Source organism: [Bacillus] enclensis (assembly GCF_001456935.1).
Lineage (GTDB): Bacteria > Bacillota > Bacilli > Bacillales > Bacillaceae_B > Rossellomorea > Rossellomorea enclensis.
The window spans coordinates 281,287-303,011 of the sequence record NZ_KQ758482.1; the positions used below are offsets into that span (position 1 = coordinate 281,287).

A 21,725-nucleotide genomic window follows, 5' to 3' on the forward strand; every position below is an offset into this window, starting at 1 on the left:
CTGCAAAATCTCTAAGAAACATGGGGACAGGTCCCTCAGTTCACTCCCAATAATGCTTCATTATATCATGTGTCCACTCGGGCTGGGTAATCGGCTCTTTCGGAAGAAATTCCTTCATGACAGGCTTTATATCCAATATCGGCGTTTCGTTGATACAGTCCAGACCCGCTAAAAATAAGGTTCTTCCCTCTCGTTTTATAACCCTTGCCGTCGTCAACCCAAGTTGATTGGGCCTGTTTTTGCCACGCTGGCTGAATATCCCTGCCTTTGGGAGATTCACATCGTTCCGGGGATGGCGGGCACCTGTTATGATTTTGGCCTGATCGACTTTATGGAAATGAAAAATAATCTCCACATGAGAAAAAGATTCGATTCCACTCAGCGAATCTTCCGGAAGGGAATCATCCAGAATGATCTTCGAAACCACCTTCCCCCAGTAATCATCTTCAATCTCATTCCGTTCATTATAAGCAACACCGATTGGATTCAACGTAATCATTTTATCATATCCCTTCCTTTTGGCTGCCTGTCAAACTCCTGGAGGACAGCCTTTTTAGGCAGAGTACACCTAACCAGTACAATTCCCGCAGCAGCACATGCTTCTTTACACGAGTTTTCTTTAATCCAATTATTCCAAATTTTACAACAAAGGGCAATAATCTCTTACGCCCTAGCCAAAAATAATAAACCGGGGCCTATGGATGCCCGGGTATTCTCCCCACACCACTCTTGTTCTCAAAACGCTAATTTGGGTCATGGTACCTGTCCCCACGACCCACCTGCGACCCGCCGTCCCCACTACCCCTCCCCCTTTTGTGTCTAAACCATAAATCATCACCGAATTTATTGTGGTTGGAACACGTTGTTTAAAACAGGTATTTATCGTTATAATTTTCTTAACAGAGGAAATAGTTTAACGATTTTCAGTTTATTCACCCTGTACTGAAGGGAAACAGTCAATACAAGGAGGTGTGGCGATCTTGGAAGCCATAAGTAAACGCTTTTTCTTGTATCTGTCCTACAATAAGGCATTGGACCGAATGGCCAAGCGATGGGGATCTAAATTTGGGGCCAACAAGATCATTGGGGGCCAAACCTTTTCACAGGCCATTCCATTGATTACTCAATTGAACCAGGAAGGATTCCAGGTTACAGTCGATCACCTAGGTGAATTTGTTGATTCCGTGGATGATGCACGGGAACATGTCAGGGAGTGTATCGAGAGTTTAATGGCAATCGCTCATCATCAGCTGGACACTGAAATGTCTGTGAAACTGACATCGCTGGGATTGGATATCAGCCGCGATCTTGTGCTGGAACATATGGAATTGATTTTATCCAAGGCGAAACAGTATGGAATCACAGTCACCCTCGATATGGAGGATTCGTCCAGGTGCCCAGCCATCCTTGATATTTACAAAACACTCCGGCAGAAGTACGACAACGTGGGAACAGTCATCCAGTCCTATCTTTATCGATCAGATGAAGATGTCGAGGCCCTCCAGCAGTTCTCTCCATATTTGAGGCTGGTGAAGGGTGCATATAAAGAATCAGGTAAAGTTGCTTTCCCGGAAAAGCAAAAGGTGGATGAGAACCTGAAACATCTCATCAAAAAGCAGCTTTTAAACGGTCATTATACAGCCGTGGCAAGCCATGATGAGGCAATCATCGATTACACCATCGGGTTAGTGAAAGAACACAACATCCCGAACGACCGCTTTGAATTCCAGATGCTTTATGGAATGAGGAATCAATTGCAGGCCGATCTAGTGAAAAAAGGGTATACCGTCCGTATTTACCTGCCTTACGGTGAGGATTGGTACGGATACTTCATGAGAAGGCTGGCGGAAAGACCGGCAAACATCGCGTTTGCTTTGAAGGGAATTTTCAGTAAATAGTTTTTAAATCATAACAATCAATTTAAGGAAGGAACGTGAAAAATATGAGTAACGGAGTTTTCAATATTCCAACACCTAAAAATGAGCCTGGCAATACATATGCCCCAGGTACAAAAGAAAGAGAAACATTAAAGGCAGAATTAAAGCGCCAATCAGAGACAGTAGTCGATATCCCTGTGATCATCAATGGAGAAAACATCAAGACGGATTCAGTGAAGCAAGTCGTCATGCCGCATGATCATCAACATGTCCTTGCAAACTTTTCGCTTGCTGGTGAAAAAGAGCTGCGTGATGCTGTAGATGCTGCAATGGCTGCAAAAGAATCTTGGGCCAACATGCCGTGGCAGCACCGTGCATCCATTTTCCTGAAAGCGGCGGATTTGATTTCCGGACCTTACCGTGACGTCATCAATTCAGCTACGATGCTGGGTCAATCGAAAACAGCTTATCAAACTGAAATTGATGCTGCACAAGAATTAGCAGACTTCCTGCGCTTCGGTGTCGATTATGCAAATCAAATCTATCAAATGCAGCCGGACAGCATGAAAAATATCTGGAACCGTTTGGAATACCGTCCATTGGATGGTTTCGTACTGGCGATCTCCCCATTCAACTTCACGGCAATCGGCGGGAACCTGCCATCAGCACCTGCCATCATGGGGAACGTAGTCGTTTGGAAACCGGCGTCAACTTCTGTACTATCAAACTACTACTTCATGCGTATTTTAGAAGAAGCAGGATTGCCTAAAGGGGTCATCAACTTCGTCCCTTCCCGCGGTTCGCAGGTATCAGAGGTAGTCTTGACGGACCCTCGCATGTCCGGATTCCACTTTACCGGATCAACAAGCACATTCCAGACCATCTGGAAAAACGTCGGAGAAAACATCATGAACTACAAATCATACCCTCGTCTCGTCGGGGAAACAGGCGGAAAAGACTTTGTATTCGCCCACGAAACAGCACAGGCAGACAAAGTGGTCGCTGCACTTGTCCGCGGAGCATTTGAATACCAAGGTCAAAAATGTTCAGCAGCCTCCCGTGCCTACATCCCTGCAAGCATGTGGGAAGAAGTGAAGGCTGGTGTGCTGGAAGAAACCGCTAAGCTTAAAGTCGGCGATGTACGTGACTTCAGGAACTTCATGGGTGCGGTCATCGATAAACCGGCTTTCGATTCCATCACAAGCTACATCGACTATGCGGCAGATTCCGAGGAAGCAGAAATCATTGCCGGCGGCACGTATGATGATTCTAAAGGCTACTTCGTTCAACCGACAGTCATCGTGACAACGAATCCAAACTTCAAAACGATGACAGAAGAAATCTTCGGACCAGTCTTGACGATTTATGTATATGAAAATGACCAATTGGAAGACACATTGACTGCAGTCGATACGGCATCCATGTATGCATTGACAGGCGCGATCTTCGCACAGGACCGTGAAGCGATCATGCACCTTGAGCGCCGCCTATCCGGTGCAGCCGGAAACTTCTATATCAATGACAAACCAACAGGCGCCGTGATCAACCAGCAGCCATTCGGCGGTTCACGCGGTTCCGGTACAAACGATAAAGCAGGCTCTGTCTTCAACATGATCCGCTGGACCAGCCCGCGTATCATCAAGGAAAACTTTGCACCGACAACAGACATTTCTTATCCTTTCATGGATGAAGAATAAGATTGAATTTGGCGGTCTGAACGTCCGGTCCTGATGCAAAATCAGGGCGTCCGGATACAGACCATCTCAAAAACGAATAAGCTTCCAATGACAAAAGCTCCCCTGCCAACGGGGGGCTTTTTCTTTTCATTCAAAAATTAAACGCTATAATAGGGGTAATAACTCTCGTGGAAAGGTAAGATCCCTATGGAAGCAAAAGATTTAATCCTCCAGGCAGAAGACATCCATAAAGCGACGGAATTGATCAGTTCAAAACTAGGCAACCCCGTCATTATTGAAAACAAAAATTTCGAATTGATTTCCTACAGTTCCTCTTTCGATAAATTCGATCAAACACAGCAAAAGACAATCCTTACAAAAAAATGTCCGATCTTCATCATCGACCGGCTGAAAAAAGAAGGCATCGTACACCGGCTTGAAAGTCAATCCAGTCCGATCCGGGTCCAGCCGATGGAAGAACTGGGGTTCCACCAGCGTGTCGTCATTGCCGCAAAGTATCTCGGGAATACGATCGGGTATATCTGGGTCCAGGAATCAGGTCGGCTTCTCCAAACGGAAGAGCTTGCCTTCCTTGAAGAGATCTCTCCTTACCTCGGAAATCTGATCAATGATATTTACGCGAAGGCAAATTTTAAAAAAGACAAAAAAGAAGAAGTATTATGGCGTCTCCTTCAGCATGAATATGGAAGCGAAAGCCAGCTGCGCCATGATGCTTCTCTCGTCAAACTGACCTTGCCGGAACGGTTCACCGTGGCCGTTTATTCAATTACATCGCCACAATATAAACCGATGCTCCACCATCTGGAGAGGATCGTCCAAGAATCCGCCTTCAGCACAACGATCTACGCGTTGAAAACGGAATACCAGGTGATCCTCGTACTTTACGGCAAAGCAGATAAACCATTTTCATCACTGGAATTAGCCAGGGATCTGGCCGGAAAGGTCAAGGAACAAACAGGTGAAGAATTCTACAACTTCCTGATCGGGATCGGAAAAGAATACACCTCCCTCTATCAAATGAGAAAGAGCTTCCTGGAAGCGTCTGAGGTCATCGAAACCGCCAACTTTATCAGCCCGCGCCCAGAATCGATGCCGCGGGAATTCGCACAACTGGGCATTTACCGGTACCTGCCTGCCCTTTACGAAAAAAACACATCAAAGGATTATTACAGCGATGACCTGCTGTCACTGATCAGAAATGATGTCAAAAAACAGACAGACCTGCTCCGGACACTCGAAGTCTATCTGAAGAACGACGGAAAGGGTAAACAGACCGCCAATGAACTGTTCATCCATCCCAACACCTTGAATTACCGTATCAAAAAAATTCAAGAGCTGACCACCATCGATTTCAACAACTTTAATATGAAAGTTTATCTGTATACTGAATTACTGCTGTTGAATAATGTTGAGGCTTATTATCAGCGTTATAAGGAGGCTTTGAAGGGGATTGGTTGATTGGTTGATCGGTGGTTAGCCGATTGATGTTTGACCGGAGGAGGTTCTTATCCCGCTTATTGGGATGGGGGGATCTGAAGTTGACCGGGGACGGTTCTCATCGTGCTAATTTGGGTGGGGTGAGCCGTCCCCTGTTGGCTACTGAACATATACACATAAGGGTATTTAGAGCGACACAAACATGGTTTTGATAATATATTGGGAATTTTTGATAATAAATCTTTGATTTTTGATAATATAATTGGATTTTTGATAATATAATTGGATTTTTCGATAATAAATTAATCATTTTTGATAATAAATTCGATCACACACCCCATAATACCCCCGCCGACACTACAAAAACCTGCACCAGCGTGCCATCCTAAACGTATCTTGACTAAAACAAAGGGAAATTCGGCCAAAAAGGTGGATTTCCCTGTCAAATTACTATATTTTGACCACTATTTGGGTCATAATATCTGTCTCCATGATCCACTCTATACTTTTTCGGGTCGAGGTACCTGTCCCCATGACCCACTGCACACATTTTGATGCCGCGTTACCAGCCCCCACGCCCCGCGGACACACGACACTACCCTACTCACCACACTCAAACTCACCCTGGAAAATTCAACTGCCACGATACCCCAAACCTATCATTCAACCAGCCAAACTTCTTGCTGAACCCATAATTCCCCACCGGCATAAGCTCCTGCCCGCCTTCATTCAGCTTCTCATAAAGATGATCGAGTTCCTCTTCAGTATCACATGTCACATATATCGAGAAAGAAGGGGTGAAGGTAAACTGGTGGTTAATATTGCTGTCGATGCACATGAACTCCTGTCCCTTTAAGGTGAAGGCTGCCTGCATCACAGTCCCTTCGTCCCCGTTTTCATTAGCGCCGTATCGAACAATATCCGTGATTTCGGAGTCCTCCACAAGAGAGGTGTAGAAATTCATCGCTTCCTCTGCCTTTCCGTCTTGAAACATCAAAAATGGGGTGACCTTTTGCATAATAAATCTACTCCTTTTGGTTTTAAATAACCTTACAAAAATTGGATAGTGCGTTATACTTAAATAGCGGCTGCTCCGAACACAAAAGGCAGCCTGCTAAAAAAGGGGGCAGTATCATTGGTTAAGAAAAGCATCCGGTACCCTATCATCTATCTCTTGGCACTGACAATCTGGCAAGGTATCACAAATGGCCCCATCAAGTGGACAACCAATCTCAGCATTTGTTTTTTTATATTCCTGGCTATGTTGCTTGTGAATTGGGCTAACAAGCCTTATAACTGGAAAAAGGATAAGGGAAAAACGCATTAAAAACAGCCTTGAATTCCCTATCCGTGGCTGTGGTCGGGATTGGGACCGCCGCCAGCCGTCACACTCACCTCAAATCAAACATACCCTTCCCATCCTCCATATTAATCGGCAATGATGAGTGTTCGTGGGTAATCAGCCAGGAGCCGTTCACCCGTTTCAGACCAAATGTAAACCGGTTGGTCATCTGGCGGAGTTTCTCATCAGATCCTTCTTTGTAAGCAGCATACGTAATCGCACAATGGACGAATGCGAGATTCGTATTTTCTTCAATCACAATATCCTCCACACTCACTTTCAGCACGTCGCCGTTTTCCTTCAAATCATTAAACCAGCCACAAACGTTATCCCTCCAAGCATCGATCCCTTTGCACTCCCAGCTCCCCCAGCAGTCATAAATATGAACGTCAGATGCATACATTTTTAAAAATCTTCCGCTGTCCCTCTCATTTACTGCCTTCTTGTAAGTTTCAAGCACTTCCTGGACGGTACCGATTTTTTCAGACATCATGTTCTCTCCCTTGCCGTGATTATTATACTTCAATTACTTCTTCCATACTGAATACACGAAATCCTCCGTAACTCGGCAGCATTCCCGTGAATCGGCCCATGTAAGCGTCACCCATTAGAGGGATTTTAGAGTTTTATGTTGAATAGTAATTGGAAAAAAGAAGAAAAATCGAGGTGCATTATGGTGGGTACATACAATGACTCATTGATCCATTTAAAAGATGAACGGAAATTATCGTATAGAGAGTACGGGGATACGAATGAGAATACCGTTCTCTTCTTTCACGGCTTTGGTTCGTCGGCGGGCGCCATCCACCCTGATCCAAACATATTGGATGCAAATAATATCCGTTTCTTTGCGGTCAACCGCCCGGGTTACGGGGCATCAGACCTTGCGGCGAACTATTCCCCCGAGGATTTTGCTGATACAGTAAATGATTTTCTAATGGCAAAAAATATCGATAAGGCTTCGATTATAGGTTGGTCAGCCGGAGGATTGTACAGTCAGGTCTTCGCAGAGAAATATCCTGAAAGGGTCTCTTCACTGAACTTAGTCAGCAGCGCCATCCCTCTGAACAGCAAGGAAACCAGGAACATCCTGCCCTCAAATTGGAAGATGATCAGCAGCATGAACAGATACCTACCTATTTTGACAAAATACTTTTTTAAAAGTTTTAGTAAGAAACTAACCAAAGACTTGGATTCTGCCATCCAAGAGTCCATCAACCAAATGGTGGAAGAGGATAAAAAAGTGGCAAATGACCCAATAATGAAACCGGCCATCATCAGGGGCGCTGTGGAAAGTTATCACAATCGCGGACTCGGGGTATATTCCGATGCCCGCGCACTTTGCAAAAATATCAGCACCAAAGCGCAGCCTCTCCTCGATACGAAAGTGAATATATGGCAGGGCAGCGAAGATAATGTATGGACCCCCGCTGCATCTGAATACCTTCGTCAACGGTATCCAGCGTCCACATATTCCTTTATCGAAAAAGAAGGACACTTACTTTATTTATCCCATTGGAATGAAATTCTTAAGAAGGCTGTGGAGTGACTGCTTCACGTGTGAAAGGGGCCGTTTTTTGAACCAGCCCCCTTCCATTTTAAAGATTTTTCGACAAGTTGGTTGATAAACACAGAAAGTGGAATGTATTTTGGAAAATTGGAATGGAAATTTGGAATGGGGCACGTATTTTTCGAAAGTGGCACGTAAATTGGGAAAGTGGAATGTATTTTAATCAGGGGAGGAAATAAGCGCGTATTTGACCTTCAGAACGGCGACCCACTCCCGAGTCTGGTCCCCTTTAGAAGAGAATTTACAAAAAAATAGTCTCCAGAAAATCGCAAAGGATGGAATGCTATCCATCCTTTGCAAACTCGTATATTACTAAAATCAGTGCGGGAGCTGTCCCGTCCTCTCACTCAATTCAACCACTCACCCGCTTCAAATCTTCAACGTTGACCACTCTCTTATTATTCTTTATTTGACTCGCCTTTTCTTCCCTCCCCTTTTTCACATCAACTTGGACATTGGAATCTAACAAAGCTTCTACTCCCCTGGCAATCCCATTCAAAGAAAGGATCGTCAAAGAGAAAAATATCATGGGTACCATGAAGATCCACCAGGCATTGAAGAGTTCATCGAAATTCAGGGCCATGAGTCCTGCCCATTCCTGGACGATTGGTTTGGGTGGATCACAGAAAGGTCCATAACATACGTCTGTCCCGCCAAAGAACAACTGGAAATAACCAAGATGAGCAATAATCAATAATACCTGAATAACGATTTTTGGATAAATGATGAAGAGTCTTAGCTTCAAGTGTGGCATGACATGTTTTTTGAATAGGAAGAACCTGCTGCCTCCGAGCACCTTTGCACTTGATATGAATTCTTTTTTCAGTATCTCCCTGGTCTCATTCGAGATTAATACGGCTGTGGTCGGAATAGTAATTATGGCAAGGGTGATACCGGTCAGAATTACCCTTTCCGTAAAAGTTGTGTCAAAACCTCCCTGCGGTTCCCAAAGTAACGGGAATAGTATGTTGTAAGCAATGATGGATTGAGGGATGAAATATAGGGAAGATAATATTGTTTGAGAAATGAATTGATTGGCAGAGTTCCTAAATCCCCAAACGACCCCTGCGATAAAAGAGACCCCAAAGCTCAAAAGTGAGATGACGACTGCCGCACCAAGAGTATATTGTGCTCCCTGCAGTACTTTAGCGAACATATCGTATCCGTTCCGGTCTGTTCCAAAGGGATGTTCGATGGAAGGACCAAAGGGTGCTTTCCCAATGACCTTTCCATCCTGGCTGTAAGCAAGCAGGGTTTGCGGGATATTCCCTTCATACATATAGTTAAATGTCAGGCTGCTAGCGAGCAACAGGAGCATAAAACTAATGCACAGTATAATTAAAATCAATGCTTTCCCCCGCGTCATAAACTCATCTCCTTTCCAATCCTTCTCTTAATGAACACCTGAAGGCCCTTAAGAAAAATGTAGATGGGGATGAATAACAGGATGGCAGTGATTGCAAAGATAGAAGGAGAATTATAGGAAAATAGAAAAGAAGTAACACCAAATACATTAAAAAGATATTCCAGAATCAATAAATTGGACAGCATCATCCACACAATCTGCTTCCCGTGATACGTGACACTGATCAAGATATTCCGGATCATATGTATAAACAAAATGTGATACTTATTCAATCCCTTGCTCTTCGCCAGCTCAACATATGATAAATGTTCTTCTTCTTTTAAAAAGGAAACCAGCAATCCCAAAAAGAAAAAAGTGGGTAAAATACTCAATATCACAGCAGGAAACAAGATCACTTGATTTTCCCCGGTTGCTGCAACATCAATTAACAAGACACCAGTGCTCTTAAAGAAGACGACAACGCCGAGTTGAAGGACGGCAATAATGAAGATATCAGGGAGTGAGCTCACAACGACTGAACAAGCCTTGATAATTTTTTTAAAAAATCCACTTGCAAAAAAATAAAATACGAGCAGCAGAACTGAAGTGAGAAGGGCAATCCCCAAAGCAAGAAACACAATCCTGGCGCTGCTAAAAAAGGCGATGAATAGGATGGGAAAAACATTCCGTTCAATTTCAGAAACAGGATTGACATAAACAAGCTCGTTCGGCCTGACGATGTCTTGAAAAACGGACAGCAGACTATCGATATAGGAAGTTCCTGCATCAAATACTGCAGATGTCGAACTAACCAGCACAATCCCAAAAATGATCAACAATGGCTCCATAACAGGTTTAATCACAGATTTCACTACGCTCACTCCAATCATCTTTATTCCTGCGTTTTTAGACCATCACCACACCTTACTCTTCGATGGCTTCAATTTCCCTCAGATGGTTCGGCATTAGATGGTACTCAGTCGTGTCGACTCGATACACCACTCCCATCAACTTCAGTCCGTAGTAATCGTTGCCGTTGAATCGATATTTAAAGGAGCCTTTCGTATTCTTTACATCTTTTAACTCTTCTCCCCGCTCCCCCAATATGTTTTTCACACGCTGTGTCTGAAGATGAGGATAGATGATGACGTTAAGAAGAAATTCCTCATCCCTCTTCACGCGTTCAGTCACAAACTGAAACGCCCCATCACGATCGACTTTCACTTCATCTTCAAGTACAAAAGAGTTTTCTTCCTCACCCGATTTTTCGACCGTAATGATTGTACCTTCAGGAAAATTGCTTAATCCTTTAATGACAACTAATTTGGGAAGATTGTATACATTTCCTGAGAATTGAAAGGATTCAGTCTTGCCTGCATTGTTTGTAGTGAATTGATCAAAAGGAGCGACAAACGACATGATCATCACTAATACAGCTATTCCCGCAAGACTCAGTAAGAGAGGCTGCAGCTTGTTTCGAAAGAACTTTTTCTTTTCCTGTTTTTTGGAGACATCCATTAAATTTTTATGTATTTTCTCCTGGACAGATCGATTAAAATGCTGGTCATAATCCGGTTTCGGCATTGCTTTGATTTCATTTACCAGTTGATCAATCTGCTGATTGTCATATTCCTTTCTCACTGCAGCCCCTCCTTCTTGTTTTGTAGAGCTTTTAACGCCCGGTGATATGTAATTCTTACTTTGTTTTCATTCCAATTTAATACGTTCGCCGTTTCCGATACCGTAAACTCTTTTATACCTCTCAAGATGATGACATCCCGATAATTCCTTTTTAGAGAGTGGATTGCCTCATAAAGAATTTTGTTTTGTTCATTAAACTGCAGTATGTTCTCAGGATTATTATCATTGAGATCCTCGATTTCTCTGCCCGCCAATATGTTAATGATTCTTGAACGTTTATTCTTTCTAATTTCATCTAACCCCACATTCCTGGCGATACCAAACAACCATGTCTTAGGGCTGGATTTCTCTTGAAAGTGGTCAATCCCTTTAAGCGCACGGTAAAACACTTCCTGAACCAAGTCCTCAATATCCGCAGAACCTGTATAGTAAATCAGGAAATGATAAATATCCTTATTATATTGGTAAAACCAGTCAGAAATCCTGTTGCCTGACATCGAACGTAACCCCCACCCATGTGCACACTTATTAATAAGTCGATTTAAATTTCTTTTTATTTCACTTTTTTAGAAATTTTTTCAGAAAATAAAAAACGCATTCCTGTTAAGTGAATACGTTTTGGCCATCCCCTTACTACCAATCATTTCAAAATACCCTTTCATTCTCAATAATTAATTTCTTATAGTCCGACCAATTTACCCATAAATTCGGAAGCGCTTCTTGAAGCGAATTATTCATTCTTTGCTGATTTGTTGGTCTTTGATTCTTATGAAGTGTTACAAGGGCCAAATGATTTTTCGACAAGTTGGTTGATAAACACAGAAAGTGGAATGTATTTTTGAAATGTGGAATGGAAATTTGGAATGTGGAATGTATTTTCCGAAAGTGGCACGTAAATTTGGAAAATGGAATGTATTTTCTATAGCGGGGTGAAAAATGAAGCTGTTTAGCTGAACACAGGTTGCTTCCGACCCGCCCTGACGCATTTTTCAAAGAGATTTTGTAAAAAAGCTTTTCAGACAAGCAAAATGGATGGAATTTTATATCGGAAATGTTTTTACATCTGCTCTCATAGGCATGCTTTTTATCGGTAAAAAAGCGCAGGTACCTTCCTATCTCTCCACTGGAACACCACCGATTTTATACGCCACCAGGTATTACAAACGGACAAAACCCAGTTTTGATAATATATTTCTATTTTTGATAATAAATGGTTGGTTTTTGATAATATATTGTGATTTTTGATAATAAGCAGGCCGTTTTTGATAATAAAAATAAGCCAGCGCCCATTAATACCCCCGATGACAACTGGAACGCCACCCTAAAATGGACACTCACAATCGTTGATACCGGATATTAACGAAACGTGACTGAAATTCGAACAAAAAGGTGAATATCCAACCCAAAATCTCACTTCCGACCAACTATTCCGGCTGGGTCAAGGTACCTGTCCCCCCGACCCGCCGCAAACATCCGCCAAACCACGCCAACGACCGTAGCACCCAGCACCCACTAATCAAACCTTGATCTTCCGCCCCTTCCAATTCACCGAATGAAATACATTCACCCTGATGAAGGAGTACAGATAGACCCCTGCAAAAAACACAAACAGTATCGGATAAAATGGGAAAACCGCCCATCTGAAGTTGCCGACCCTGCGGGCAAACCATGCTGTTTGAAGCATATAGAGGATATACATCACTCCGCTAAATATCAATGCTGGAACGTCCCATTCAATGATGGAAGTGAGCAATGCCCCGGATGTGATGAAACTGCCGGCAATCCAGAAGATGACCATCAGCATGACGGCTGGATGGGTGGATTTGGAGCCGACTGCAAAGCTTTTGCACCAGCCTTCGATCAGGCTGCCGAGGCCTTCCGGGTACATGCGCAGCGAAATGATTCCTTTGCCGCCGAGGCAGCGGACCGGGAGATTTTTTTCAAGAAATGCCTCCCCCAGGGCGAGGTCATCCATGATGGCCCCCTCGATTCCCAAGTGCCCTCCAGACAAAAAATAATCGTCCCGGTTACATAGTATGCAGGGACCGAACGAGCCGGCGGTTTTAAACCGTGATCCCCAGATCGTAAACAGATTCATCCCCACCACAACGATGATGTTAAAGACAATGGAGAGATGTTCATACCACCGTTCCACTGTATGAAAGGGCTGCAACGCAACGATGCCCCGGGCTCCTTTTGACTGGTAGAACTGCATCAGACTACGGATGCCATCCACACTGGTGAACCGCGTATCTGCATCCAAAAACAACAGCCAGCTCCCTTTTGCCTTTTCGGCACCGATCCAGCAGGCCGAAGACTTCCCTGCCCCTGTGTTCTTCAGGACCGTAGCACCGTATCTTTCCGCAACTTCCGACGTTTTGTCAGTTGAATCGTCATCCACCACCAGTATTTCAAATTGCTTGAACCGCTGCTCCTGCAAGGATTGCAGTAACGGCGGGATCCTGCCCTCTTCATTCCTGGCAGGGATGATAATGGACAGAAACGGGAGGCCGGCCGAGTTTCTGTTGGAGAACCCGGGAACCGGCAAGGACCAGAACATGGGGATGCCGATCAACACGGCCAGAAACCCAATCGCTAGACTAATCACTTCCGATGTTGTCATAAAACCCGCCTCCTTTCTGCGTGAGAGCATACCCTCAACACTAAACCTCTATTTCACTGAGTAATCATACATCTCCCCGGTATCGTCCTGGATCAGTTCCTGCGCCGTGATCCTTGCCGATAACAGCACGATCGGGACACCGGCGCCGGGGTGGGTGCTGCTTCCTGTAAAATATAAATTCTCACAGTGGCTGGCCTTGCTTTGCGGACGATAGTGGTTGCTCTGATCCAGCGTTGGCTGCAGCCCAAACGTCGCACCGTTATAAGCATTGAATTTCGATTGGAAGTCGAGTGGTGTGGTGCACGTTTCTGTTACAATCTCATTTTCGATGTTTTCAAACCCGCGGATCTTCTTCAGTTCATTTAAAATATAGCTTCGATAATACGAGATGGTCTCCTCGTCCCATTGATAGTCTGCGGCCGCTACATTGGAGACGGGCATCAGGATATACAAACCGTCTTTCCCCTCGGGTGCAAGGGAAGGGTCCAATTTTGAAGCGATATAGACATAAAAGGAGGCATTGGTCAGTTTCTTGCCGTCAAAAATATCCTCCAGATTCTGATTGAGGTTTTCATTGAAAATAAAATTATGTACATGCTCGATTTCTTCATATTTACGGTCCATTCCGAGATATAAGAGAAAACAGGAACAGGAATATTTCATACTGTCGATTTTTTTATCGGTGAACTTCCCTTTCGCCCTTTTATCTTTGACCAAGTGTTTCATGGCGTAAGGGAAGTCTGCATTACAGACGACATAATCCGAAGGGATTTTCTGGCCCTCAACGATGATCCCGTCCGCCCTGCGATTCCCAATGCTAATTTCATCAACAGCTTTCCCGTAATGAATGGTCCCGCCAAGTTCCTTGAAGAGCCTCTCCATCGCAAGGGCCATCGTAAACATCCCGCCCTTGATGAACCAAACTCCATATAAAAACTGAATCATTGGGATCATCGTATAAAAAGACGGGCTCTTCAACGGAGAAATGCCTATGTATAATGTCTGAAAGCTGATTAGCTGCTTCAGCCGTTCATTTTTGATGAATTTTCCGATAAAAGAATCGGCCGTGTCGTACGGTTTCAGTTTCAGCGCTTTCTTCAGCATCGGAAGGTTGTAAAAATCAGACCTCTTGCGGAATGGCCGATGGAGGATGTGATTCTTTGCAATGACGAACCGTTTGTAAATTTCATGCAGGTAGTTAAAAAAACCTGCCGTGTCCTCTTCGCTGATCGATTCAATCGTCTTGGTGAGTTCGGTAAGGTCCGAGGAAATGTCAAAGGGTTTGTCGGGAATGTCACTGAAATACGCGCGGTAAATCGGATCTAATTTTTGCATCGGAATATAATCGTCTGGATCGCGTCCGCATAATTCGAACAGTTCGCGGTACAGCTCAGGCATCATGACGATGCTCGGACCGAGATCGAATGTGTAGCCATCCAGCTCAATCCGGTTCATCTTGCCGCCGGGTGTGGATCCTTTCTCATACAGCTCCACCTGATACCCCGCGTGCTGCAGTCTGATGGCACTGGCAAGCCCCGCGACACCTGCACCGACGATAATCACCTTTTTACTCATGTGCATTCCCTCCTCTCCAAAAACCCCTCAACCTTTTCTCATACCATTGTTTCCAAATATCAGGTATTGCAACAACCGCTATGTCAATATGATCACATTTGCCCGGAAAAAGGCGGGAATTCCCCAACCCAAGTTCGCGGAGAACGCGCCGCTTCATCGATGATGCCGGGGCTTCCCCCCTCCCCTTTCCGGTCATCAGGCAAGGGATGAATCCCTCTCCACAATTTTCCTGCCTACCAGCTGGCCGCTCAACGTAACCATCGGCATTCCACCGCCAGGGTTCACTGTGCCGCCGACAAAATAGAGATTGTTATAGCGTTCACTCTGTTTCGGATGCTTGAATCCTTTATTCTTCTTTTTGTCCGACACGGTCCCGTAGATCGCGCCGCGGTCGGAGCCGTATGTCCTCCTGATATCTTCCGGGGTCCACATATCCCTGGTGACAATATTCTCGCGTAAGCCTTCGAGGCCCATTTTTTCCAATTTGATCAGAGTCCGCTCAGCGAATTGTTCATAGTCCTGTTGCGTAAACGGGTTCTCGTCCCGGATAAAAGGAATATGCGGCAGCACTTTTATATTTTCATGACCCGGAGGAGCCTGCGTCGGATCGGTCTTATTGACGTTGACCAGATAAATGACCGGATCCTTTGGCAGCTCGCGGCGATGGAAGATCGATTGCATCTGCTCCTTCATGTTTTCAGCAAAAAAGAAATTATGATGGCGCAGCTGCGGATAGCTTTTCTTCACGCCGAGATGCATGACGAGTCCGGAGCTCGCCGGCTCGAATTTCTTTTTCAATTTTTTAATATAATGGCTGTCTTCCTCCAGCAGTCTCTCGTAAACCGGAATGACTTCCATATTGGAAACGAAATAATCCGCCGTCAGCATGGTCCCGTCTTCCAATACGGCCCCCGTGATCTCGCCGTCCTTTTTTTCAAGTTTGACGATCGGCTTTCCGAGATGGAAGTTGACGCCCACTTCTTCCGCCAGCTTCACGAGTCCGTCTGCGAGCTTGTTCAAACCGCCGGGCACATACCACACACCCTGGTCATGCTGCATGTAGATCATCATATTCAGCACGGCGGGAGCATCATAAGGCGACGAACCGACGTACTTGATGAAATAGGAAAGCATATCGCGAAATTGCTCATTGCTGATCCGTTTATCAATGGCGCCGTGGACCGTCGAAAACAGATCAAAGTTCTTGATTGCACTGAACAGGCCCGTATGCTTCATGATTTCCCTCGTCCGGTCGACACCATGCTGGAAATAGGTCTTATCCGTCATGTCATAAAGCGTTTTCGAATAGTCCAGCAGATCCTGATATTCAGAGATATCCTTTTCAGTCAGGGACGGATTCTTCTCCAGCATGTCGGTCAAATTTTCATATAAGTCTATGACATTTCCATCTGGAAAAAAGGAGCGCCACTGATGATCCAGCTTCTCGATCCGGACGTAGTCCTTCATCGATTTTCCGCTCGCTGCAAATAAACGCTCAAAAATCTGCGGCATCGTCAGGATGGACGGTCCGAGATCAAAGCCGAAACCATCCTGATCCAGCCGGTTCAGCTTCCCGCCGATGTGATTGTTTTTTTCATATAAGGAGACATCGTATCCGGCCTGTGCCAGTGAAATCGCAGCCGACAATCCGCCGAGTCCGCCTCCGATGACGAGAACAGTTTTATTTTTCATCCGTAAACGCACCTCCATTTCCATTGATACTGCCTTTATGTAAATCCTTGTACCCGCCGCTTTTTCCCTCATGAAATGTAAAAACCGCTTGCCCATGCACTGTGTCCATATCGGTCTCCTCCTGATCCCTCTCCGGATCGTTAAAATCTGATAAAACGGCTTGGTTCAGCCTTTTTGTGATGCTATCAAGTCTGTATCCTCAGCCCTTATTTTATACCCTTGTTCTCCTTCAAAAAACTTTGGGTGTGTTTCAACTTTCCTGTGTGCCGGCCGCCGCTTTGATTTTCCCCGTGATCAACCGCCATGCCTCTTCCGCCTTTTCTTTCGGCCCCATATGGGTGAATGCATGGGCACACTCCGTGAACAGCTCATCCTGAACGCTCACCCCTGCCGTTTTTAATTTCTCCACATAACATTCGGCTTCCGGCCTGAAGGCATCGTATTCGGCTATGAGAATGAGGGCCGGAGCCAAATGCCCTTTCACCTCCGCACGGACAGGCGACGCGAGGGGATGTGCGGCCAGCTCCTTATCCGGCACGTAACACATGTTGATGAACTGAGCCACCTGAGGATAGCGGGCACGCCACTTATCCGGTTCCGGCTTATCCGCATGCGGTGTGACAAAATCCAGCATCGGGCAGGACAGCACCTGCAGCAGCGGCTGGTCGTCCCCTTTTTCTTCAAGGTAGAGACAGAGGGCTGCGGCGATATTCGCACCGGAACTCTGTCCGCCCACCATGATTTTTCTTCTATCAATCTTCAATTCATCAGCGTTCTCCTTCACCCACTGAAGAATGTCATAGCCCTGATGGATCGGTTTCGGAAAAGGGAACTCCGGCGCCTTCCCGTACTCAACATTGATCACCACGCACTCTGCCTCGTTGGCCAGAAAGCGGCAATAAGGATCATCGAGTTCCTTGTTATTCATGATGAACGCCCCGCCATGGAAATTGAAATAAACAGGATACCTTTCCTTCCGTGCCCCGAGGGGATAATAGATGGAAATGGGAGTGGGTGCAACGGACGTTTCAACCACCATATCCTTTTTCATCTCAACATCCTGACGGGGAATCATCGGGTTTTTCAGCGCTTTATCTGGGAGGAGACGCAGAAATTTTGTAATAACAGCATGGAACATAGGCTGACCTCACTTTTTAAAATACTTTTAGTATGTATTCAACGGGGATGGGGTGGAAACCTGCTTTGGGGTTGGCTGGGGTTAGAATTGGTATACGGTACCGGGTACTAAAAGGGGCTTCGAAGAGGATTTGATAATATAATAGGATTTTTGATAATAAGAGGGCCTTTTTTAATAATAAACATCACCCCTGGAGCGAAAATACCCCCGGTGTGACCGGCCGTATCGCCTGCTCACAAGATTTTGAACGTTATAGTTTTAAAAAAACGTCGATCGAGCCCCATATTTTCAGAAAAGCACTGATCCAATTAAATGTTTTAGGCCGTTTCCATTTAAAAAAGAAGCCCCCGTTCCACCGGGGACCTCAACACCTGGGGCTGGCCCAAACTTTCTAAAAAGAGCCTTCCGTTCCCCCCATCACATCGCTTCCTTCAGCCCTTTCTTGATCAACAGTTTATTGGCTGGATAGCTGGTTAGAAAACCTAGTATCATAGCAATTTGCATCATGAACCAATAGGCGGGTTCTGATGGTTTCGGAGGCTGAGTGAATAATACATATTCGACGATGGCCATCCATCCGAACATCCCGATTTCGAACGCAATCAGGGAAAGAGAATCGGCCTTCACCGCCTGCTTGAGGGCGTTGAGCTTACCGTCTTCTTTGTTCATTGGATAAATCGCATAGAATTGAAAGATGATGCCAAATACATAGGCGAGGATAAATTCAACCGTATAATGTGCGAATAGAGTCGAACCGGCAACCATGATACCCGTCACTGCGACAATCGGAACCCCGATGGCATCCCCGAAGGAACAGCCTGCCGAGCAGTGACTCGTAGACACGAACACTTTGGCTGCATGCCTCCGGTCATCTTCCTTCTCTATATTTTTCGCCTTCACCCTCCCCCATTTGAAGTATGTCCACAGGGCAATCGGTCCGAAAAACCAGCCGTTGATCGGCCACACTACATTCATGATCGTCATCTTCTGGGGATGCTTGGACACATCCACTAAAATGATCAGGGATGACAGCAATCCCATCCCCAAGAAAATCCAAGAAATGGTTGTAAGCACGGTATCATCCTTTCTAATTTTGTCGTCTTTGGGTAAATATACCCGTTGGCGGATGGGGATAATCTTCTTATGGAGAAATCGATTGTCGGGGTTGTTGTTTAAATGAAACTTTGGAAAAGCTGGATTCAGCCTGTATGAAAATCACGCAGCAAAGATTTTTTGACAAGTGGCTTAAAAAAAAGGAGAAGTGGCTTTACTTTGAGAAAGTGGCTCGTAAATATGGAATGTGGACCGTATCATCCTAACATGGCTTGAAATACACGGAAAGTGGCTTGTATTCATCATACACAGTGGCAGAAGGACCTGTTTGGCTGACACATCGGTGTCTTTTATCAGGTACAGCCAATTTCCAGCACAGATTTTATAAAAAAGACTTCAGGAAAGCAAAAAAAGAATGGAATTTAATCCATTCTTTTTAAAGTTATGTGCAAGTTCCATTCCCACGCTTCTAATCCGCCTTCCCAGTCTTTTTCGCCTGGTTCTCAAAATAAAGAAAGACCTTCGTAATGATGATTGCCATAATTAAGATGCCAAGATAATTGAGGAATAGATAAAAGAAATTCATCCCATTCCCCAGCTGGATGAAATCCCATGCGTTCATGACTGGCTTGAATAAGAAAGCAAAAAATATACTGGTCAATACACCGTAAAGAAGTACATTTTTATTGTTATTGATACACCACTGATAAACAAGCATGTAGGTGACTGGGACAAGTGAAGCATCCAGGGCAAAGTTAACGGGCAAAATGGGTATCGCCTGAAACGGGTAATATACGTAGCCCGTCCTCATGGCGATCGCATCAGAATATGTAAACCACGTATGGATATTGAATCCGTAAAAACCTATTTGTAAAGCCTTTGTCCGGTCAATTTTAAAATAAATAATGACCAGAGGCACCACCAGCATCGAAATAATGACCCAGAATGGGACAGTATCAACAGCAGAGAATTCTTTCCAATAATCCATCCACATGGAAACAACCTTCTCTTGTTGATCCAGAATCACATCCAGCCTCTTTCCCTGATCCTTCGTAATCAACGTTAACCACTCCAGCAAAGTATTTGATGCTAGTATTGGTTAAAAACATTAATCATATCAATGAAATTTCAAAATAGGCGGCCATTTGAGACGGCTTTCCTATTTTATTTGCAGGAAACCGACCAATTAAATGCAAGTAAACCCGTTTCAACCATCGGGGTCTTATTGTTGTCGGTACAAGCTTTTTTCGCAAAAGCAAACGAGCCATAATTTAGTGCCGCTGATACGGTGATAAAAGCTAAGACTATTAGAATCAGACCTATTAACTTAGACTTATTTGTCATCATTTGCTCATTCCTTATTAACGTTTTTTCAAAAAGTGCCCACCTCTAGTCCCGTGAGATTTCTATCACATCCTGTTCCGGGGTAAGAAACTCAACACCACCAATCGAAAAATCAGCCCCCTGACGATCTATTTCTGCATATTGCACAACCTCTCCACCGTGCAGAAAGACCAATAAATAGATATCATCCCTGCTCCTGAGATTGCTGGGATCTTCAAACTCAACACCCAGTTCCTTTTCCATCTGCTCATCCGGAGTATAAGGTTCGAATAAGAATGCCTGATCCCACTTGAAATCTGTCAGGGCTCCGACCGATATCTCACTATTATTTTCGTCATCAACAATGGTGAAAATAGACTCTTCCAAATCCTTATTATGCTTGATGCTCTTCTGGTTACAACCTGCCACTAACACGATAAACAGGAAGGATATTATTAATTTCTTCAAATAAAACCCCCTCTTCCTTACTTCAAATCAATCCCCATCAACCTCGTCTTCGTCTCTAATTTCATAGATTCATAGAATTTTATCGCATCGTCATTGAACTCCCACACGCCCAGTTCCAATGAGTCTGCTTCCATCCTTTTGGCGAACTCTACGATTTTACCAAAGAAAAGTTTCCCCATTCCTTTCCCCCTGTAAGCCTGGTCGACACCGAAATCGTCCATATAGACAACTTTCCTTGGAATGAGAATGGGTCTTTCCGCTGTATTCTTGATCGTGAGGATTGAATACGCGATCGGCTGCTCATCTTCGAGCAAAAACACCCTGGTGTATTCCCCATCAATCAAGCTGTTGAAATACTCTCTGTCCAGCGTCGTATCCGCCATCTTATAATGGTCCGGCCGCTCCTTTGTGTGCAGTTCATGCACTTGTTTTTGTATGTGATGAATGATGTCGTAATCATTCTTTGTGGCTTCTCTGATATGTAGATCCATCATACTCCCCCTAGTTGGCACGAAGTAAAAACTTCCATTATTTACAATAGTATCATATATGTCTTCGAGGAGGTCATGCGCCTTCATGAAAAACAGGTCCTCTTATAAAAGACTTGAGGGTAATCGCCGGGCACCGCAGCGGCTGCCTGAATAGTTTTCGACAAGTTGGTTGATAAATGGGAAAAGTGGAATGTATTTTTAAAATATTGCACGCAAAGGTGGAAAGTGGATCGTATATTCTAAAAGCGGCACGGTAACTGCTGAAAAGGGAATGTATTTGTTAAGAGTGAGGATATTGGGTCTAACCCGGACCGTTCTTACCCTGGTTTTCTTCGTTGTTTCACACCAATCTTGAAGCTTTTACGACAAGGTTCGTTTTATCTTCATGAAAAGAAAAAACAGAACGGGAAACGTCCCCCGCTCTGTTTTTCCACGAATCAATAACTTTTCTTC

19 protein-coding genes are annotated in these 21,725 nt (G+C 44.6%); 4 read left to right on the plus strand and 15 right to left on the minus strand.

From position 1 onward, the window contains the following. Positions 1-40: 40 nt before the first annotated feature. Entirely contained in the window at positions 41-499 is a 459-nt protein-coding gene (locus tag AS034_RS01335) for an SAM-dependent methyltransferase (RefSeq protein WP_058297193.1), read from the minus strand. A gap of 481 nt (positions 500-980) precedes the next feature. Between AS034_RS01335 and AS034_RS01340 the strand changes: the two genes are divergently transcribed. The 3 genes from AS034_RS01340 (at position 981) to AS034_RS01350 (ending at position 5,032) form a co-directional block, all read left to right on the plus strand. Then, positions 981-1,898, plus strand: a complete 918-nt coding sequence (locus tag AS034_RS01340) for a proline dehydrogenase family protein (protein WP_058297194.1) — start codon at positions 981-983, stop codon at positions 1,896-1,898. 44 nt (positions 1,899-1,942) lie between these two features. Continuing rightward, positions 1,943-3,574 carry an L-glutamate gamma-semialdehyde dehydrogenase gene (pruA, locus tag AS034_RS01345; protein ID WP_058298056.1) on the plus strand — a complete coding sequence of 544 codons (1,632 nt, stop codon included), beginning with the start codon at positions 1,943-1,945 and terminating at the stop codon, positions 3,572-3,574. 186 nt (positions 3,575-3,760) lie between these two features. Further along, positions 3,761-5,032 (plus strand): PucR family transcriptional regulator, encoded by a 1,272-nt coding sequence (locus AS034_RS01350; RefSeq protein ID WP_058297195.1) that lies wholly within the window; start codon positions 3,761-3,763, stop codon positions 5,030-5,032. A gap of 598 nt (positions 5,033-5,630) precedes the next feature. Here AS034_RS01350 and AS034_RS01355 read toward each other — a convergent pair. Together AS034_RS01355 and AS034_RS01365 are read right to left on the minus strand one after the other, a co-directional pair. Beyond that, positions 5,631-6,029, minus strand: a complete 399-nt coding sequence (locus AS034_RS01355) for a VOC family protein (RefSeq protein ID WP_058297196.1) — start codon at positions 6,027-6,029, stop codon at positions 5,631-5,633. A 373-nt stretch (positions 6,030-6,402) separates the two neighbouring features. Continuing rightward, positions 6,403-6,843, minus strand: coding sequence for a YybH family protein (locus AS034_RS01365; RefSeq protein ID WP_058297198.1), 441 nt, complete (start codon positions 6,841-6,843; stop codon positions 6,403-6,405). A 186-nt stretch (positions 6,844-7,029) separates the two neighbouring features. On the opposite strand from AS034_RS01365, the gene AS034_RS01370 reads away from it, so the two are divergent. Beyond that, positions 7,030-7,902 (plus strand): alpha/beta fold hydrolase, encoded by an 873-nt coding sequence (locus AS034_RS01370; RefSeq protein ID WP_162266013.1) that lies wholly within the window; start codon positions 7,030-7,032, stop codon positions 7,900-7,902. A gap of 373 nt (positions 7,903-8,275) precedes the next feature. Here AS034_RS01370 and AS034_RS01375 read toward each other — a convergent pair whose 3' ends face one another. The 12 genes from AS034_RS01375 to AS034_RS01440 all read right to left on the minus strand — a co-directional run bounded on the left by AS034_RS01375 (position 8,276) and on the right by AS034_RS01440 (position 21,272). Beyond that, positions 8,276-9,289 carry an ABC transporter permease gene (locus tag AS034_RS01375; protein WP_058297200.1) on the minus strand — a complete coding sequence of 338 codons (1,014 nt, stop codon included), beginning with the start codon at positions 9,287-9,289 and terminating at the stop codon, positions 8,276-8,278. After that, positions 9,286-10,140, minus strand: a complete 855-nt coding sequence (locus AS034_RS01380) for an ABC transporter permease subunit (RefSeq protein WP_058297201.1) — start codon at positions 10,138-10,140, stop codon at positions 9,286-9,288. The genes AS034_RS01375 and AS034_RS01380 overlap by 4 nt, the downstream gene beginning before the upstream one ends. Positions 10,141-10,192: 52 nt before the next feature. Next, positions 10,193-10,909 carry a hypothetical protein gene (locus AS034_RS01385; RefSeq protein ID WP_058297202.1) on the minus strand — a complete coding sequence of 239 codons (717 nt, stop codon included), beginning with the start codon at positions 10,907-10,909 and terminating at the stop codon, positions 10,193-10,195. Next, positions 10,906-11,406, minus strand: a complete 501-nt coding sequence (locus tag AS034_RS01390; RefSeq protein ID WP_058297203.1) for an RNA polymerase sigma factor — start codon at positions 11,404-11,406, stop codon at positions 10,906-10,908. Before AS034_RS01390 ends, AS034_RS01385 begins: the two co-directional genes overlap by 4 nt. Positions 11,407-12,425: 1,019 nt before the next feature. Continuing rightward, positions 12,426-13,532, minus strand: coding sequence for a glycosyltransferase family 2 protein (locus AS034_RS01395; RefSeq protein WP_058297204.1), 1,107 nt, complete (start codon positions 13,530-13,532; stop codon positions 12,426-12,428). Positions 13,533-13,580: 48 nt separating this feature from the next. Then, positions 13,581-15,107, minus strand: coding sequence for a phytoene desaturase family protein (locus AS034_RS01400; RefSeq protein ID WP_058297205.1), 1,527 nt, complete (start codon positions 15,105-15,107; stop codon positions 13,581-13,583). Between the two features lie 195 nt (positions 15,108-15,302). Then, complete coding sequence (locus tag AS034_RS01410; protein ID WP_176716071.1) at positions 15,303-16,799, minus strand: phytoene desaturase family protein; 1,497 nt, start codon at positions 16,797-16,799, stop codon at positions 15,303-15,305. 250 nt (positions 16,800-17,049) lie between these two features. After that, positions 17,050-17,937 carry an alpha/beta hydrolase gene (locus AS034_RS01415; RefSeq protein WP_058297207.1) on the minus strand — a complete coding sequence of 296 codons (888 nt, stop codon included), beginning with the start codon at positions 17,935-17,937 and terminating at the stop codon, positions 17,050-17,052. A gap of 417 nt (positions 17,938-18,354) precedes the next feature. Continuing rightward, complete coding sequence (locus AS034_RS01420) at positions 18,355-19,011, minus strand: DUF4396 domain-containing protein (protein WP_058297208.1); 657 nt, start codon at positions 19,009-19,011, stop codon at positions 18,355-18,357. Positions 19,012-19,459: 448 nt separating this feature from the next. Further along, on the minus strand, positions 19,460-20,050 hold the full coding sequence (locus AS034_RS01425) for a CBO0543 family protein (RefSeq protein WP_231938082.1): 591 nt from the start codon (positions 20,048-20,050) through the stop codon (positions 19,460-19,462). Between the two features lie 329 nt (positions 20,051-20,379). Further along, positions 20,380-20,781, minus strand: coding sequence for a hypothetical protein (locus AS034_RS01435; protein WP_058297210.1), 402 nt, complete (start codon positions 20,779-20,781; stop codon positions 20,380-20,382). A 17-nt stretch (positions 20,782-20,798) separates the two neighbouring features. Next, on the minus strand, positions 20,799-21,272 hold the full coding sequence (locus AS034_RS01440; protein WP_074439939.1) for a GNAT family N-acetyltransferase: 474 nt from the start codon (positions 21,270-21,272) through the stop codon (positions 20,799-20,801). Between the last annotated feature and the right edge of the window lie 453 nt (positions 21,273-21,725).

Excerpts from the sequence above, each read along its gene's own strand:
- pruA (WP_058298056.1), top strand. The coding sequence starts at position 1,943 with ATGAGTAACGGAGTTTTCAATATTCCAACACCTAAAAATGAGCCTGGC.
- AS034_RS01395 (WP_058297204.1), bottom strand. The coding sequence starts at position 13,532 with ATGACAACATCGGAAGTGATTAGTCTAGCGATTGGGTTTCTGGCCGTG.
- AS034_RS01335 (WP_058297193.1), bottom strand. The coding sequence starts at position 499 with ATGATTACGTTGAATCCAATCGGTGTTGCTTATAATGAACGGAATGAG.
- AS034_RS01440 (WP_074439939.1), bottom strand. The coding sequence starts at position 21,272 with ATGGATCTACATATCAGAGAAGCCACAAAGAATGATTACGACATCATT.
- AS034_RS01410 (WP_176716071.1), bottom strand. The coding sequence starts at position 16,799 with ATGAAAAATAAAACTGTTCTCGTCATCGGAGGCGGACTCGGCGGATTG.
- AS034_RS01355 (WP_058297196.1), bottom strand. The coding sequence starts at position 6,029 with ATGCAAAAGGTCACCCCATTTTTGATGTTTCAAGACGGAAAGGCAGAG.
- AS034_RS01365 (WP_058297198.1), bottom strand. The coding sequence starts at position 6,843 with ATGTCTGAAAAAATCGGTACCGTCCAGGAAGTGCTTGAAACTTACAAG.
- AS034_RS01400 (WP_058297205.1), bottom strand. The coding sequence starts at position 15,107 with ATGAGTAAAAAGGTGATTATCGTCGGTGCAGGTGTCGCGGGGCTTGCC.
- AS034_RS01375 (WP_058297200.1), bottom strand. The coding sequence starts at position 9,289 with ATGACGCGGGGGAAAGCATTGATTTTAATTATACTGTGCATTAGTTTT.
- AS034_RS01390 (WP_058297203.1), bottom strand. The coding sequence starts at position 11,406 with ATGTCAGGCAACAGGATTTCTGACTGGTTTTACCAATATAATAAGGAT.
- AS034_RS01415 (WP_058297207.1), bottom strand. The coding sequence starts at position 17,937 with ATGTTCCATGCTGTTATTACAAAATTTCTGCGTCTCCTCCCAGATAAA.
- AS034_RS01350 (WP_058297195.1), top strand. The coding sequence starts at position 3,761 with ATGGAAGCAAAAGATTTAATCCTCCAGGCAGAAGACATCCATAAAGCG.